Origin of the sequence: Lysobacter sp. K5869 (genome assembly GCF_018847975.1) — a bacterium.
Lineage (GTDB): Bacteria > Pseudomonadota > Gammaproteobacteria > Xanthomonadales > Xanthomonadaceae > Lysobacter.
Map to the genome: position 1 here is coordinate 1,950,818 of NZ_CP072597.1, position 15,923 is coordinate 1,966,740.

15 protein-coding genes are annotated in these 15,923 nt (G+C 65.6%); 8 read left to right on the forward strand and 7 right to left on the reverse strand.

The genetic code is table 11. The features are described from left to right. Window positions 1-48 precede the first annotated feature (48 nt). Together bla (J5226_RS08310) and bla (J5226_RS08315) are read right to left on the reverse strand one after the other, a co-directional pair. Window positions 49-960 carry a class A beta-lactamase gene (gene bla, locus J5226_RS08310; protein WP_215839454.1) on the reverse strand — a complete coding sequence of 304 codons (912 nt, stop codon included), beginning with the start codon at window positions 958-960 and terminating at the stop codon, window positions 49-51. 119 nt (window positions 961-1,079) lie between these two features. Continuing rightward, window positions 1,080-1,991 carry a class A beta-lactamase gene (gene bla, locus J5226_RS08315; RefSeq protein ID WP_215839455.1) on the reverse strand — a complete coding sequence of 304 codons (912 nt, stop codon included), beginning with the start codon at window positions 1,989-1,991 and terminating at the stop codon, window positions 1,080-1,082. A 247-nt stretch (window positions 1,992-2,238) separates the two neighbouring features. On the opposite strand from bla (J5226_RS08315), the gene J5226_RS08320 reads away from it, so the two are divergent. After that, complete coding sequence (locus J5226_RS08320) at window positions 2,239-2,691, forward strand: VirK family protein (protein WP_215839456.1); 453 nt, start codon at window positions 2,239-2,241, stop codon at window positions 2,689-2,691. A gap of 598 nt (window positions 2,692-3,289) precedes the next feature. Here the strand turns inward: J5226_RS08320 and J5226_RS08325 are convergent. Then, window positions 3,290-4,852, reverse strand: a complete 1,563-nt coding sequence (locus tag J5226_RS08325) for an MFS transporter (RefSeq protein ID WP_215839457.1) — start codon at window positions 4,850-4,852, stop codon at window positions 3,290-3,292. A 312-nt stretch (window positions 4,853-5,164) separates the two neighbouring features. Here J5226_RS08325 and J5226_RS08330 point away from each other — a divergent pair, with 312 nt between their 5' ends. From J5226_RS08330 to J5226_RS08345, 4 genes are all read left to right on the forward strand, one after another. Further along, window positions 5,165-6,046, forward strand: a complete 882-nt coding sequence (locus J5226_RS08330) for a LysR substrate-binding domain-containing protein (RefSeq protein ID WP_215839458.1) — start codon at window positions 5,165-5,167, stop codon at window positions 6,044-6,046. 974 nt (window positions 6,047-7,020) lie between these two features. Next, window positions 7,021-8,664 carry a M28 family metallopeptidase gene (locus tag J5226_RS08335; RefSeq protein WP_255323097.1) on the forward strand — a complete coding sequence of 548 codons (1,644 nt, stop codon included), beginning with the start codon at window positions 7,021-7,023 and terminating at the stop codon, window positions 8,662-8,664. A 77-nt stretch (window positions 8,665-8,741) separates the two neighbouring features. Then, the gene (locus tag J5226_RS08340) at window positions 8,742-9,545 is read left to right on the forward strand and encodes a hypothetical protein (protein ID WP_215839460.1); all 804 of its coding nucleotides are present in this window, start codon (window positions 8,742-8,744) and stop codon (window positions 9,543-9,545) included. A 475-nt stretch (window positions 9,546-10,020) separates the two neighbouring features. After that, the gene (locus tag J5226_RS08345) at window positions 10,021-10,269 is read left to right on the forward strand and encodes a hypothetical protein (RefSeq protein ID WP_215839461.1); all 249 of its coding nucleotides are present in this window, start codon (window positions 10,021-10,023) and stop codon (window positions 10,267-10,269) included. Window positions 10,270-10,453: 184 nt separating this feature from the next. On the opposite strand, the gene J5226_RS08350 is transcribed toward J5226_RS08345, so the two are convergent. Beyond that, window positions 10,454-10,663, reverse strand: coding sequence for a hypothetical protein (locus J5226_RS08350; protein WP_215839462.1), 210 nt, complete (start codon window positions 10,661-10,663; stop codon window positions 10,454-10,456). A gap of 56 nt (window positions 10,664-10,719) precedes the next feature. On the opposite strand from J5226_RS08350, the gene J5226_RS08355 reads away from it, so the two are divergent. The 3 genes from J5226_RS08355 (at window position 10,720) to J5226_RS08365 (ending at window position 13,664) form a co-directional block, all read left to right on the forward strand. Further along, window positions 10,720-11,421, forward strand: coding sequence for a hypothetical protein (locus tag J5226_RS08355; protein WP_215839463.1), 702 nt, complete (start codon window positions 10,720-10,722; stop codon window positions 11,419-11,421). Window positions 11,422-11,446: 25 nt separating this feature from the next. Then, the gene (locus tag J5226_RS08360) at window positions 11,447-12,889 is read left to right on the forward strand and encodes a peptidoglycan-binding domain-containing protein (protein ID WP_215839464.1); all 1,443 of its coding nucleotides are present in this window, start codon (window positions 11,447-11,449) and stop codon (window positions 12,887-12,889) included. A gap of 70 nt (window positions 12,890-12,959) precedes the next feature. Continuing rightward, entirely contained in the window at window positions 12,960-13,664 is a 705-nt protein-coding gene (locus tag J5226_RS08365) for a hypothetical protein (protein ID WP_215839465.1), read from the forward strand. Between the two features lie 27 nt (window positions 13,665-13,691). On the opposite strand, the gene J5226_RS08370 is transcribed toward J5226_RS08365, so the two are convergent. The 3 genes from J5226_RS08370 to J5226_RS08380 all read right to left on the reverse strand — a co-directional run bounded on the left by J5226_RS08370 (window position 13,692) and on the right by J5226_RS08380 (window position 15,917). After that, window positions 13,692-14,204, reverse strand: coding sequence for a hypothetical protein (locus J5226_RS08370; protein ID WP_215839466.1), 513 nt, complete (start codon window positions 14,202-14,204; stop codon window positions 13,692-13,694). 170 nt (window positions 14,205-14,374) lie between these two features. Beyond that, window positions 14,375-15,115 carry a hypothetical protein gene (locus J5226_RS08375; RefSeq protein ID WP_215839467.1) on the reverse strand — a complete coding sequence of 247 codons (741 nt, stop codon included), beginning with the start codon at window positions 15,113-15,115 and terminating at the stop codon, window positions 14,375-14,377. A 214-nt stretch (window positions 15,116-15,329) separates the two neighbouring features. Then, the gene (locus J5226_RS08380; protein ID WP_215839468.1) at window positions 15,330-15,917 is read right to left on the reverse strand and encodes a TonB family protein; all 588 of its coding nucleotides are present in this window, start codon (window positions 15,915-15,917) and stop codon (window positions 15,330-15,332) included. Window positions 15,918-15,923 lie beyond the last annotated feature (6 nt).

Here is a 15,923-nt window from a genome sequence, read left to right on the forward strand (position 1 = left end):
GGCTTCGCGGTCGATTCTAGCCCGCAAGCTTCAAGGCGTCTGCGCCGCTCAGGCCGCGTCGATCCAATGCGCGGCCAAGGTCCGCGCCGCATCGGCCAGCACCGAGCTGCGCAACTCGTCGTCGCCCCACGCATCGCGCAGGTAACCGGCGATCAGCACCGGCTTGCGCCGCGGCGGCCAGACGATGGCGACATCGTTGGCGATGCCGTCGCTGCTGCCGGTCTTGTGGCCGACGCGCCAATCCTTCGGCAAGCCCGCGCGCAAACGCGACGGACCGGTCTTGCTCGCGACCAACCAATCGGTCAGACGCCGCCGCGACGCCTCGTTCAAGGCCTCGCCGAGCAACACGCTGCGCATCGTGGCGAGCATCGCGTTGGGCGTGGTGGTATCGCTCAAGCTGCCGCCGCGCAAGGGCGCGCCGGGCGTGCGCTGCATCGCCGTGACCGCGTCGCCGATGCCGCGCAGGAAGCGGTTCAAGCCGGCCGGGTCGCCGACCAAGGGCAGCAGCAGATTCGCCGCGGTGTTGTCGCTGAGCGCGATCGAGGCCTCGCACAGCTGCGCGACGCTGGCGTCGCGGCCGGCCCGCGCCAGCGGCTCGGTGACCGGCGAGTACGACACCAGCGCGGCCTGCGGCACCGCGACGCGCGCGTTCAAGTCGATCTCGCCGAGTTCGGCCTTGCGCAGCACCGCCGCGACCAAGGGCAGCTTGTAGGTGCTGCACATCGGGAAGCGCTCGTCGCCGCGCGCCGACCAATGGCGGCCGTCGCCGGTGTCGAGCACCGACACGCCCAGGCGCCCGCCGCTGCGCTGTTCGAGCTTGCGCAAACTTTCGCGCAGCGCGTCCTCGTCGCCCGCCGAGCGGGGCGTCGCCGCCGCCAAGGCCTGCGCGCCGAAGCTCGCGCCCGCGCCGGCGACGAGCAGCAAGGTCATGGTGCGTCCGAGAAAGTCGCGTCGTTGCATGGTCGGGCTCCTGGCTGGGGTGAGCTTGAATTATTGGAAGCCGCCGGCGCGTCCACAAACGAAGAATTCTCGTCCCAGGCAAAAGAAATCCTCGCAGCGAACGCGCCGGCCCGCGGCGATCAGGCCGCGGCGATCCAATCCTCGGCCAGCGCGCGCGCCGCGTCGGCGAGGATCGCGCTGCGCTGCTCGTCCTCGCCCTTCGCTTGAGTCAGATAAGTCGCGATCAACACCGGCTTGCGGCCGGTCGGCCAGACGATGGCGATGTCGTTGGTGGTGCCGTTGCCGCTGCCGGTCTTGTCGCCGATACGCCAATCCTTCGGCAGGCCGGCGCGCAGGCGCTTGTCGCCGGTCTGGTTGGCGATCAGCCAATCGGTGAGCTGCTGGCGCGAGGCCGCGCTCAGCGCTTCGCCGAGCAACAGCGTGCGCATCGATGCGACCATCGCGTTCGGCGAGGTGGTGTCGCGCGGATCGCCCGGGATTGCCGAATTCAGTTCGGGCTCGTTGCGGTCCAGGCGCGTGACCGGGTCGCCGATGCCGCGCAGGAACTTCGTCAGCCCGGTCGGATGGCCGATCAGCGGCAGCAGCAGATTCGCGGCCGGGTTGTCGCTCAGCGTCATCGTCGCCTCGCACAACTGCGCGAGGCTGGCGTCGCCGCCGGCCTCGGCGATCGGGCCGGTGAACGGCGCGTGCGGCACCAGCGCGGACTTGGGCACGGCGATGCGCTGCTGCAGTTCGAGATCGCCGAGATCGGCCTTGCGCAGCACCGCCGCCGACAGCAGGAACTTGAACGTGCTGCACATCGCGAAGCGCTCGTCGCCGCGCAGATCGAAGCGGCGGCCGTCGCCGGTGTCGAGCAGCGATACGCCCAAGCGGCCGCCGCTGCGCTTTTCCAGTGCCGACAGCCGCGCGCGCAGCGCGGTGTCGGCCGCGGACGGCTTGTTCGGGCTCAGCGCCGCGGCGCCGAAACTGGCGGCGGCGCCGCCGGCGAGCAGCAAGGTGCCGGTGCATTGGAGGAACGCGCGTCGTTGCATGGGGGGACTCCTACGGGGCGATCCCCGATTATTCGCAGCGCGCCGTGGACCGGCAAACGAGGATTTCTCGCGGGAGGCAAAAGAAATCCTTGCAGCGAACCCAACGGGTGACGCGCTTTGCGCAACCGGTCGGTTGGCCCGGCGGTCGATGTTCGCGCGTAACCGAGCGTGTGGATGTGATCGCGCGCAGATCCGCCGACGGGCGCGTCGCTACGGTGGAGGCTCGTCCCCCGCTGCAGGTGCCGTCATGTCCAAGCTGAACCCGCTGTTCCTCGCATTCGCCGTCACGCTCGCGAGCGTCGCGCCGCTCGCCGTCGCCGCCCCAGCCGACGACCTTCAAGCCAAACGCCTGCAGAGCTATCAGGGCGTGCGCGCGCTGCTGTTCGCCGGCGTCCCGCTGACCGCCGTGTTCACGCCGGGCGCATGCGCCTCCGCGCCGCCGGGCACGCCGCCGGTCTCGGGCGGGTTCGTCGTGCGCGATTTCATCGAAGTGATCGGCAGCAATATCGGCTTCTCCAACCAACACATCACCCTGCGGCCCGACGGCGCCGCCGTGCTGGAGATCGCGCAATACCGCCTGCTGCCGGACGGCACCGCCACGGTGAAGACGAACTTCCTGTCGCCGACCACCTACCAGCCCGTATCGCCCGCACTGACCTTCCAGTGTGCCCTGGGCCGCGGCGTGGATTTCGCTCTTTAGCCGCGCAACTGCGATGAAGCGACTGTAGGAGCTGCGCAAGCTGCGACCGCGACATCGCGGCTAGGGCGGAACTTTCGCCGCGAGCGGAACCTCCGCGGTCGCGGCTCACGCCGCTCCTACAGGGAAAAACGAAGCTTTCGCCAGAGCCCGCGATATCGCAACGAAGCGACTGTAGGAGCTGCGCAAGCTGCGACCGCGACACCACAGCTACGACGAAACTTTCGCCGCAAGCGGAATCCCCGCGGTCGCGGCTCACGCCGCTCCTACAGGGAGAAACGAAGCTTTCGCCAGAGCCCGCGATATCGCAACGAAGCGACTGTAGGAGCTGCGCAAGCTGCGACCGCGACATCGCGGCTAGGGCGGAACTTTCGCCGCGAGCGGAACCTCCGCGGTCGCGGCTCACGCCGCTCCTACAGGGAGAAACGAAACTTTCGCCAGAGCCCGCGATATCGCAACGAAGCGACTGTAGGAGCTGCGCGAGCTGCGACCGCGACACCATAGCTACGACGAAACTTTCGCCGCGAGCGGAATCCCCGCGGTCGCGGCTCACGCCGCTCCTACAGATAGCCGCCGCGGCTTACGAAGCGATCGCTGGGCCTCAGTGATAAGCCCGAGCGGCAGAAGACGCCTGCGGCGTGTCGCCCTGCGCATGCGCCTCGCGCTGCGAAGCGAACAACCGCCAGCTCAACGCCGCCAGCACCAGCACACCGAATCCGCCGTACCACCATAACCACGCGAACCCATGCACCAAGGCCCGATGCGCCACCGCGCCCGCATCGGCGCCGAGCCCGAGCTGATGCGCTGCGCCCAAATCCCCCACCGCGATCCGCGTCGCCAACGCCCGCAACCCCGCGCCATCCAGCGCCGCACCCACCGCGCCGCGCAGATGCGAGGCGATCCCCGCGATCAGAATCAACCCCATCAACGCGATGTTGATCGCCAAGGTAATCAAGCGCGCGCTCATGTCGATCCCGGACGCCATGCCCGTGCGCGAAGCCGGCACCGACCCGGTCGTGGTGTTGCTCACCAAGGTGTTGGTCAAACCCAAGCCCACGCCCGAAACCACCGCCCCCGGCAGGATCGTTTTCCAACTGGCGGCTTCCGGCAGGCTCCCCGCGTACATCGCCAAGAACCCGACCCCGATCATCGCCAACCCCAACGGAATCACCCGCCCCGCGCCGAAACGCTGCGCCCAACGTTCGGCCAACGGCGGCATCGCCAGCGTCGGCACGGTGTAGGCGAGCAGGGCGGTGCCCGCGCTGACCGCGTCGTAACCCAGCGCGCTCTGGAAATAGATCGGCAGATAGATCATCAGCGGCCAGAAGCTGAAGTTCATCCCGATCGAGCCCATGATCGCCCCGGAAAACGCGCGGATGCGGAACACGCCGAAGTCGAACATCGGATGCGGATGGCGCCGTTCGATGCGCACGAACGCGATCAGGCTCGCCACCGCGGCGATCAACACGCCCAGCAACAGCGCATTGCCGTAGCCGGTCTCCGGTGCTTGCGTGATGTAGAACGTCAACCCCAACACCGCCAGCGACAGCGTCGCCAAGCCGGCGACATCGAGCCGATGGCTCTGCGCCTCGCGCGATTCCTGCGCGCCCAGCGCCACCATCGCCCAGGTCAGCGCCGCCAGCGGCGCGTGCACCAGGAACACCCACGGCCAGCTCGACAGCGCGACGATGCCGCCGCCGATGATCGGCCCGAACCCCAGACCGAAGCCGAACACGATGCCGAACACCGCGAACGCGTGGCTGCGCTCGCGGCCTTCGCGGAATTGGTGCGAGAGGATCGCGAACTGGCTGGTCAGCATCGCGCCGCCGGCCAAGCCTTGCAGAAAGCGGCCGCCGATCAGCACCGGCATGTTCGGCGCCAGCCCGCACAGCAGCGAAGTCAGGCCGAACGCGATCGTGCTGACGACGAACACACGCCGCCGCCCGTAGCGGTCGGCGAAGGTGCCGGCGGCCATCAGCACCGTGGTGCAGGCCAGGGTGTAGGCGTTCATCACCCACTGCAGATCGCGCAGGCTGCCGTGCAGTTGTTTTTCCAGGGTCGGCAGGATCACCGGCACGCTGGAGATCTCCAGGCCGAACATCAGCGCGGCCAGGCTGATCGCGCCGAGGGCGAGCGCATTGCGGGTCGAGACGGACAAAGTCATGGGGGCATCCGGTGAGTCGTCGGGCCAGCGCGGGCGAGCGGATGCGCCGCGGGCCCGTGGGCTTCGCGTGTGGGGCAGGGCGGGGCGAACGGGGACGCCGGCGGCTCAGCCTCGCGCGGGGCTGCTGCCAACGTCGTGGCGGTGGCCGGGCCGGTTCGCGCGAACCGGCCGAAGCGGCAAACCGCCGGCCGCCGGAGCGCGCGGCGCAGCGTCCCGGCGGCGGAGCCATTGTGTTCCCCGCCTACTCATGAGGGAAATGATTTGATTTTGTAGAATCCATCAACCGCCATCATCAATCGCGAGGCCCCCGCGATGGATTTCGACCCGACCTTGCTGCGCACCTTCGTCGCCGTCGTCGAAACCGGCGGCTTCACCCGCGCCGGCGAACGCCTGCACCTGACCCAATCGGCGATCAGCCACCAGATCCGCCGGCTCGAAGACCAAGTCGGCCGCGCCTTGCTCCACCGCACCACGCGCCGGCTGACGCTGACCGAAGACGGCGAAGACTTCCTGCGCCACGCGCAGCAAATCCTGCATTCGCTCGAAGCGCTGTCGCGCCGCTTCCAACCGTCCCCCATCGCCGGCAGCGTGCGCTTCGGCGTGCCCGAGAATTTCATCGGCGACCGCTTGCCCGGCTTGCTGCGCCAATTCGCTTGCGCGTTTCCGAACGTGCGCATGGACGTCAACGTCAGCATGAGCATGGATTTGCGGCAGATGGTGGACAACGACGAACTCGACCTCGCCGTCGTCATCGGCCTGCCCGAACGCAGCGGCGAACAAGTGCTGCGGCGCACGCGCTTCGTCTGGGTCGCCGCCGATCACTTCGACATCGCCGCCGGCCGCTCATTGCCGTTCGCGTTTTTCCCCTCGCCCTGCGTCAATCGCCACATCGGCGTGTCCGCGCTCGACGGCACCGGCGTGGACTGGCATGTGGTGTTCACCTCGCCGAGCCAACAAGGGCTGCTCGCCGCCGTCGCCGCGGGGCTGGGCATCACGGTGATGGTCGAAGACGACGTCGAACCCGGCATGCGCATCGTCGATGGCCACTACGGCCTGCCGAAACTGCCGCCGGCCGAATTCGTATTGCTGCGCCGCCCCGGCGCGTGCACACCGGCGGTGGCCGCTTTCGGTCGCATGATCGAAGAACTGCCCGATACCGCGCCGACCCCGGCTCGCACCCTGCGCAGCGCATAAGCGGTTTCTCGTAGGAGCGGCGTAAGCCGCGACCGCGCACCTACGCCGCCCGGCGCAAGCTGCCTGCGCGCGACATCGCGGCAGGTGTCGCAAGCACAGGATTCAATCGCCGGCTTCCGCGTTGGCGCGGTCGCGACTCGCGTCGCTCCTACAGGGAGCAATCGCAGCCACGTATCCCCCTGTAGGAGCGGCGCAAGCCGCGACCGCGCACCCACGCCGCCCAGCGCAAGCCGCCTGCACGCGGCATAGCGGCAGGTGTCGCAGGCACAGGACTCAAACGCCGGCTTCCGCGTTGGCGCGGTCGCGACTCGCGTCGCTCCTACAGGGCGCCACCGCAGCCACGTATCCCCTGTAGGAGCGGCGCGAGCCGCGACCGCGCACCTACGCCGCCCAGCGCAAGCCGCCTGCGCGCGGCATAGCGGCAGGTGTCGCAGGCACAGGACTCAAACGCCGGCTTCCGCGTTGGCGCAGTCGCGACTCGCGTCGCTCCTACAGGGAGCAATCGCAGCCACGTATCCCCCTGTAGGAGCGGCGCGAGCCGCGACCGCGCATCTACGCCGCCCGGCGCCGGCCACCTGCGCGCGACATCGCGGCAGGTGTCGTAGGCACAGGACTCAAACGCCGGCTTCCGCGTTGGCGCAGTCGCGACTCGCGTCGCTCCTACAGGGAGCAATCGCCGCCACGTATCCCCCTGTAGGAGCGGCGCAAGCCGCGACCGTGCCCCCACGCCGCCCAACGCCACCAACCTGTGCCCGCGATCACACCTCACCCCGCCCACAACCCCCGCCCACGCGCCCCCGGGCGCCGCCCGACCGAAACGCCGCGCGCCCAACCAAGCCCCACAAAAACCCGTGCCCTTAGACCAATAGACCCGTCACGCCCGCCTAGCTAGTATCGGCCGACCACCCCTGGGGCCCCACCACATGAAATTAGTCGCCACTCCGCTGGCGGTGCTCTGCGCCGCCATCCTGTCGATGCCCGCCTACGCGGCCAAGCCGGCCAAGGCGCCGAAAGCGCCGAAGACGCCGCTGTTCGAAACCAAGCGCCTGTCCGAGGAAGTCAAAATCCTCTCCTCCGACGAGTTCGAGGGCCGCGGCCCGGCGACCGCGGGCGAGAAGAAGACCATCGATTACCTCATCGCCCAGTTCAAGGCGGCCGGCGTCCAGCCCGGCGGCGACCTCAAGGACGGCAAGCGCCTGTGGACCCAGGCCGTGCCCCTGCTGCGCTCGGACATCAGCGGCACCCCGAGCCTGTCGGTGTCGGTGAAGAAGAAAGCCCGCCCGCTCACCCAGGGCAACGAGATCGCCGTGCGCGCCGCGCTCGACGGCTCCAAGGCGGTCAACATCAAGAACGCCCCGCTGGTGTTCGCCGGCTACGGCGTCAGCGCCCCCGAGCGCCAGTGGGACGACTTCAAGGGCGTGGACCTCAAGGGCAAGATCGCCGTCGTCCTGATCAACGACCCGGACTTCGAAGCCGGCGCCGGCCCGTTCGGCGGCAAGGCCATGACCTACTACGGCCGCTGGACCTACAAGTTCGAAGAAGCCGCCCGCCGCGGCGCGCTCGGCCTGCTGATCGTGCACGAGACCGACCCGGCCTCCTACGGCTGGAACACGGTCAAGAACTCCAACACCAACACCATGTTCGACGTCGTCCGCGACAACCCGGGCGGCAGCCACCCGAGCCTGGAAGGCTGGATCCAGCGCGACACCGCCGTCAGCCTGTTCAAGAGCGCCGGCCTGGATTTCGAAAAGCTCAAGAAGCAGGCCCAGACCCGCGAGTTCAAGCCGGTGCTGCTGAAGAACGTCACCTTCTCGGCCAACTACAACGTCGCCAGCGAAGTCATCACCTCGCAGAACGTCGTCGCCCGCGTCGAAGGCAGCAAGCGCGCCGACGAAACCGTCATCTACAGCGCGCACTGGGACCACCTCGGCATCGGCCAGCCCGATGCGAAGGGCGACACCATCTACAACGGCGCCGTCGACAACGCCACCGGCATCGCCTCGCTGATCGAAATGAGCCGCGCCTTCGCCAAGGCCAAGAAGCCGCTGCGCTCGGTCGTGTTCCTGGCCGTCACCGCCGAGGAAAAGGGCCTGCTGGGTTCGGAGTACTACAGCGCCAAGCCGCTGTACCCGCTGGCCAAGACCGTCGCCGTCATCAACACCGACGCCTTCGACCCGGGCGGCATCTCGCGCGACTTCACCACCTCCGGCAGCGCCAAGCAGGAACTGCTGGACGAACTGATCGCCACCGCGCAGAAGTGGAACGTCGTCTACACCCCGGACCCGGTCCCCGAAGCCGGCCACTTCTTCCGCTCCGACCACTTCCCCTTCGCCAAGCGCGGCGTCCCGGCGGTGTCGATCGGCTCGGGCGAAGACAAGGTCGACGGCGGCGTCGCCGCGGGCAAGGCCGAAGCCGACGCCTACATCCGCGACCGCTACCACCAGCCGGCGGACCAGTGGGAAGCGAGCTGGAGCTTCCAGGGGATCGCGCGGGATTTGCAGATCATCTACACGCTGGGCAGCGATCTGGCGAACTCGAACCGGTGGCCTAATTGGGCGGCGGATTCGGAGTTTCGGGCGGCTCGGGATGAGAGTGCAGAGCAGCGAGCGGCTAAGTAATAGCTAGGCAGTTGGCAAACGCCGCCCATTGGGCGGCGTTTTGCTTTTGAGATATCGATTCAAGGAGCGATACAGCGATGACCGCGCAAATTCCGGATCTTCTGATCAACGAGTGCGAAGCGCTGGACTTCTCCGGCCTCCATTTGCGTCGGGTGCTCAAGCACGTTCCAGAGAGTCGATACGGCTGGGATTTTCGGGAAGGTTATCGGCCCAAGGCCACGCCGACCCCGAGACGGGAAGTTAGGTGCTCGGCGCTTTGGGCGGGTTATCGATCGGTTTATCGGGTCGATGCATCGGCTCGGATCTCGCTGGTGGCTTTCGAATATTCATTCGACAAGGGGCGGCCTGCGGAAGCTCTGCAAGAGCCGCTACTGGACGATGTCTGGTTGCGCCTGAGCGAGAAATTCGGCGGCCCTGGCATTCACGTTCCTGTGCGCAGCGGCGTGGTTCAGGGGAGGGAGTCGTGGTTATTCGAGATAGATCGGGGAGGAACATTTTTGCTCGCATCCGATCTGAAAGAGGGGCAGTGGCCGCCCGAACTGGGAGATCCGTACGATGCTTGGCTAGAAGCGATGCCTTGCCGCATCGTGGTTCGAGGAGCGGAAGATGTCGTGTTCGATCAATACGATGTCTATCTGGATCGCTATGTCACACGTACGCCGATTCGCCTTCGCGATGTGGCGCCCGGCAACGGGATGTGTACACGTCTCGCGGCAGGTTCCCATGTCGTGATATTGCGCGAGCGAGTGCGCGGAAAGCTGGATAGGAAGGAATCCAATGCCTTGCGTTTCAGCCTGGAGGTCGGTCAATCAATAGAGATCGTCGCGCGCCGATCCGGTGGGCAGCCTTATCTGGAAATTTCCGAGAAAAAGGGCGGCTAATTTCATTTGACTGGTGCTCGTTTGTTCAGGAAATAGCCCGAAATGGGTTATTTGGATTTGTGCTTTAGGCTGACTTTCCTTTCAGTCGGATCTAGAGCGTATGCGCCGGAGACTTTCGGAAAATAAGGTTCTGGGTATCGGTACGTCCGCGGCCCATCGATGGGCGAAATCGCTAGGCGTCCCTCTCGCCTACCTCTACGCTGACAACAGCGAGCTAGCCGAAGTGATCCTCGCCTTCGGCCTCCTTCCCAAGTCCGAGCAACGCCGCCTGGCACTGGAGCTGAAAGCCCGGGTCAGTCCGCCCGCGACGAGGCCCCGCCCCGCGCGCAACGCGCCGGTTGCGCGGCCCTCGCGCTAAGCCGACATCGCCGATCAACCTTCTTGCGCGCGGCCCCACACCCGCCCGCAACGGCTCCGCACCGCGCGGCCTTGGACCCGTCGGGGCTTAGCTTGGCCGCAAGCACACAAGTTTTATGTGTTTTTGCATACTCAACTCCCGATAAGCGATCCGCGAGTCCGGGTGCCGCATTCTCTAGAGCGAAGAAGCTTCACCTCTGCCGGGCGAAGCCGCATCATTGAGCTTCAAAGCCTTATGCGTAAGCCAAAAAAGCTGGGCGATCAGCTTCTGCGCTTCATGCATAAGCCGTTTCGGCTCATCGTTGAAGCAAAAAGCTTCATGCATGAAGCCGCGAGCTTCATCGTCAAAGAAAAAAGCTCGATGTGAGCGCCTTTTTGGCTTAACGATGAGCCGAAAAGGCTTATGCACCAAGCATGGAGGCTTGTCGTTAAGCAAAATAGGCTTACTCGAGAGGTTCCGACGCTCATCGTCGAGCAAAATTCGCTTGAACGGCCTGCGTGCGGTCCGGAGGGCGCCCAAGACGTCTATCGAGCCGTCGGAGGCATCGCGGCTACGCGGCGCCGTAGCACCCCTGCAGAGAGACGACGGTGTGGCCACCGCCTTTGCTGCCGAGCTGCGCGAGTACGCGGACCAGTTGGTATAGGTCGAGCGTGTCTGCCTCAGGCTTGTGCAGGTGGGCGATGCAGTCCACCAAAAGTACAGCCAGGATGGAAATGCGAAACACGCAGTTGCGCATCGGAATTTCCCGGTTGTACTTCATGGTCGGTCTGTCGATGATTGCGGCTAGTATTGGTTCGGCGTAATAGGAGCCCGCGCATGCGCTTCGCTCAGGGACGTCCAACATGCGGTGCCGCCAAGCGGCTTGTTCGGTCCATGATGGTGGCCGGCGCGCTGGCGCCGCTACTGGCTTGCGGCAATGAGGCGACGCCGCCCGCGCGGCCGCAACCCGCCGCTGCGACGTCGCCTTCCGACCAGCCAAGCCAGGAGCGGCAGAACCTGGTCAGCAAGAGCGCGCAGCCCGCGCCCGCCTGCCCATCCGAGCAGTTCGACACCTTCCTCAAGTCGTTCGCCAATCGCGGCGATGTCCAGGCGACGTACACCGCGCAGCCTTACAAGGTGAAGCTGCCTTACTACTGGGTGCATTCCACCGCGGCGGGAGATCCGAAGTATCCGCGCTGGGACGTTACGGATCATTTTGGCGCCGCAAGCGTGCCATACCGCTATAACGCGAAACGAGGCAGGTACGTGTTCGATTCGTCCAAGTTGGCCGCATCGGAAGAATGGCAGCCGCCTGTGGAGCGCCCAGGTAGATCGATCATCGTGCTGTCGGACTTCCGGACCAAACGAATTTCGGCAACACGATACGACGTTCTCTACAGCCAAGACCGAATCGATACCTTCGTTAGAAAGTCCGGTTGCTGGTACTTCCAGCAGCATTGGGAATCCGAGCCTCTTGCTCTGTGCAAGTGGCCGACCGAGTGCGCCCGTATGATCGAGTACGAAGCGCCGATGAAGTGACGGCAGTGGCAATGAGGAGTGACGCATGGACCGCAAACCGACGACATACGGCGTGATTCAACTGGGCGTCCCGAGAGGGGCGGCCGGTATTCAGACCAATGAAGCGGTAGCCGATTTCGATGCGCTGGTGACGCATCACCCAGGAAACAATCGGCACGCGCACCTGCGTGACGGGCTGGTGATCGACGGAGAGCGGCGGCGCTTGCATGCCATTGTCGGAGGGGAGATTCAAGAGATCGAGATGCCTCGGAACGGCAACAGCTACTACGGTCTTAAGCCCGATCAGGTGCTGTTGAAGAAGGATTTCATGCTTGAGAATCCTCTGGCCGCAGGCGGCGACAGGCGCGCGGTCGAGGTTCCTTCTCCCGTTTCTGGAGTGGTGGGGAACGTGATCCCGTCGCAAGGGCTGGTGGACATTTACGACCGCAAGGGCGGCGATGTCATCGCCAGAGTCCGGCACATGACCGATATCGCAGTAGAAGTAGATACCGAAGTAGCCTATGGACAAGGACTGGGTATCCAAGGCCGGGTCGCCACCGAGAAAGTCCATGTGCACATGGAGATGGACACTCGCTACTACCGGGAGTTCGAGAACTACCTCAGCGATCTCGTCAGCGGACGATTGCCAGTGGAGGCCGAGGCGCGTCTCGACGTCCAGCCACGGCCGGTGCGGGACGATGGCACCTTGCGCTTGGGTGAGTCGGGTTCTCGTGTTCGGGACCTGCAGGAGTACTTAAACGGCTTGGGATACATCGGTGCCGACGGACAGCCGCTCGCGACGGACGGCGTTTATCGATTGAACATGCAGCGTGCCGTGTTGGATTACCAGCGCGAGCAGTGCCTGTCGCAAACCGGCGATATCGACCGCGAGATGCTGCAGGCGGTGCCCGCGCGAACGCCGGGCCCGTTCGATCCGGCGCTAGAAGGCATCCCCGCACAGGGAGCGCCGTATGCCCCGATGCCGCATCCCTTCGGTACGGGCTCGGATGATCGCCCCTGCGCCCCGCCGACGCCCCAACAGATCGAGGATGCCGTGGAAAGGCATCGGCCGTTGGAACCGGTGTTTTCCGCCGCGCCGCCGTCGATCTCCGGCGACCCGTTGGTGCAATCCATCCGCGAACGGCTGCCGCCGGCGTTTGCCACTCACGGAGCCGTTCCGCCGGAAGCGGATTTGGACCGCATCGCCGCCGGGCTGGCGGTCGAATGCCGTAAGCAAGGCGTCGAGCGTCCCGATCACATCGTGGTCGGCCATCCGGCGGCCGACGGCTCCGGCCGCCACGTTTTCGCCGTGGCGGGCGATTTGCGCGATCCGGCCAGTCATCGGGTGGACGTGGCCGGCCAGGCGGCGGCGCAAGTTCCGGTCGAAGCGTCGCTACGTAAGCTGGATGCCTTGCAGGCTTCGACGCCTGCGCTGGTGCAGGCGGATCAGGCTCAGGAGCAACAGAAGGCTCCGACCATTCGAGTGTGATGGGCACGTAAGCGCTCGCGGCAATGCGTAAAGCTAGCGCCGACGGTGGTAGCGCCGAAGGAGAAAACGTATGGGCTTCGCTCAAGGATGTTCGGCTCACGAGACAGCCAAACGGCTCTTCCGGGTTGCGGTATTGGCGGGTGTGCTGACTGCGTTACTGGCCTGCGGCGACGAACCGGATCCGTCGGTGCCGGAGATGCCCGGTGTCGTTGCGCAGTCCCGCAGCAAGATGACGGCAGCGCCGCCAACTGCGGCCGCTGAGCGCGCTCAGCCAGCGCCCGCATGTCCTTCCCAGCGGTTCGACGCTTTCCTCAAGGCCTTCGCCAACAGCGCGGACCTGCAGGTTGCTTTCTCGCTGCACCCCGTCCGCCATAAGTACCCCTATTACTGGAAGCACAACACCCCGCCCGGCGATCCCGCTCATCCCAAGTGGGTTGTAGACGAAGAGGCCGGCCCCGCGCGGGTCAAGTACCGCTACGACGCGGCCAGCGACCGGTTCGTGTGGTCGGGCAAGACGCTGCGAGCGGGGCAGCGCTGGCTCAGCTTGCAAGCGAACGAGACGGACGTGTCCTACGCGGCGCTACCGGACTTCCGCATCCGGCGTGTGTCCGATACGCAATACGACGTCGAATACGACCAGAGCGATGTCGATACTTACGAACTGAGTTCGGGCTGCTGGCATTTCGCTCAGCGCTGGGAACGCGAGGCCATCGTGGAATGCAAGTGGCCGGAGGAGTGCCGCCGGCAGCGGGAGTATGAGGCGCCGATGAGGTAAGCCCACTCCGATAGATCAAAGGCGTCACTAAGGCTGCTTGTAGATCTCGATCACCCGCAGACATTCCTGCTCCCCGAACTCGCCGGTGAGATCGATCCGCACCTCAGCGCTGACGAACCGATAGCCCACATGCCCGGTCGCGGTGCCGCTGCCGGGCGTGGCGGACAGACGCGTGGCATCGATCCACCCGGCCGCGCGGGCGACAGGCAGGCAAGGCTGCGCGGCGATGTCTATGCGCACGTCGCGCGCGACATCGCCGGTGGCGTTGATGTCGGTCAGGGTTTTAACGACGACGGTTCCGTCGTCGAGCGTTTGCCCTTGATTCGCGTCGGCGAGTGAAGAAAGCGACGTGCCCGCGGCTACGCCGTAGCGCTTCTGGAGCGACGCGACTACTTGATCGACGCCTTTCGCGCCGTACCGTGCGGGTGGCTGTATCAGGGTTTGTACGTCGAGTCTTTCCGACGTGTAGCGCTGCGGGGGCGTGCTGCAGCCCATCAGAAAGGCGACCGATACGAAGATGCGAAAGAGTGAGGTGCGCATAGCGATGGCCTACCCGCGTGCTAGCCGATCCCTCGGCGATTATGGCGAATGCGAGCGGAACCGCTTGGCGTAGCGAACGCGGGGCGAGGTCTGCGCAAGGCTCGCTGCAGCCGCGCCGACAACACGAACCCACTCCCGGCGCCGTTCGCCGGCGCCAGGAGCGAGCAGAACTAGCAGGCCAAACCGCGCCGTTCGATCATATCGATCGGCGTTTCGGTCTCGGCGAACCGATCCATCGCCGACTTCGAGAACGCGCCGAGCACCGCCCAGCCGGCGAGCATGCCGCCCACGGGGCCGCCGGCGATGAAGCCGCCCGCGACCGCGCCGAACACGGCCAGCGCTTTCACCAGCGTGCGCCAGAAGCCGCGCGCTTGCACGTCGGCGGGGTGGTTCATGATGTACTCGAACACGCTCCGCGAGGTGCTGAGGGTGTCGAGCACCTTGAGGTCTTGCTCGCTGCGGCCGAGCTTCGCCGCGGCTTGCTGTTCGAGCTTGACCATGCGGCTCAGGGCGTCGTCGTACGACTTCGCGTTCTGGATGATGTCGTCCATCTGCTCGAAGTAGGCGAACTGTTCGCGGGTGTAGAGGTGGCGATAGGGTTCGGCCTGGCTCGCCACCGAGGCGAGCGGATCCGTCGGCAGGTTGGACAGCGAATCCTTGACGAATTCGTCGATCGGCTGCGTGGTCTTGTAGCCGCAGTCGTTGACCAGCGAGCGCGCCGCGTCCTCTTCCGAGCGCAGCGGTTGCGACAGCAGGCAGTCGAGGTAGGCGACCGTGTCGGTGGCGGCGGTCTTCTGCGGGTTCTGCGCATAGGCCGGCGATCCGGCGAATACGAACAGCAGCAACGACACGACCATCGTTGCGATGCGGCGTGGGTGTTCGCCGAGGGCTCCCTTGCGTTCTGGCTTCATGCTCTTCTCCTTTGTGAATCGTCGGGCACTCATTGCCCGACGTTGGGAGGCTCACATCTGAGCAGCGACAGGTCTGCGCTTGGGATCACAGCTCGGCCATACGGTGCGCGCGTTCTGCGTGGGGCGACGAAGGTTTGTAAAAGCGCGATTCGTTGATCTGGATCAATGCATTTGGACCCGAAATCAGAACGGGAGCGGGCGTCGCGACGAGGCGTCATTGCGCGCATCCCACTTCAGTGAGTAGGTCGATCGGGCGTTCGCGCGGAGGAAAGCGCCAACTTTCCACGTGGCGTCTCGCCAACTCATCACACTTCCTATTCGAAGACGATTGCCTGAACCTTGCGTTTGCGACGCTGCCGTCAGGCAAGACGACGAACTCGATCTTCGCCTTGGGAGTGGAGGCGGGATCGGAACCGCCGGCGTTGAGTGGTTTCGGCGCGGCCTCCTTTGACCCAAGAAAGTCGAGCAAGCTCAAGCTTGGACCTTTGCCCCACCGAACCTTCCAGGTGCGCTTTCCGACGAGGATGTTGTTCTGGTCAGGCGTGCCCGCTATTCCGGTCAGCGGTGTGATCTCCCAATCCGCGTTGCGGTCTACGGCGGGGCGCGTCGAACCGCATTCGGCGATGTAGCGACGGCAGTAGTAACGCGCCGCAGCGCCGGCTTGCGCTTGCGTGATTCCGTCGTGCGGATCGACCGAGCCGATTTCGTTCGCCAAATCCTGAGGCAACGTCTTTATGGTTTGCGCGTTCGCACTTGGGCAAAGGCAGGCGATCAACGTCCAGGCGGTCAGTGTTTTCTTCATTGTTTC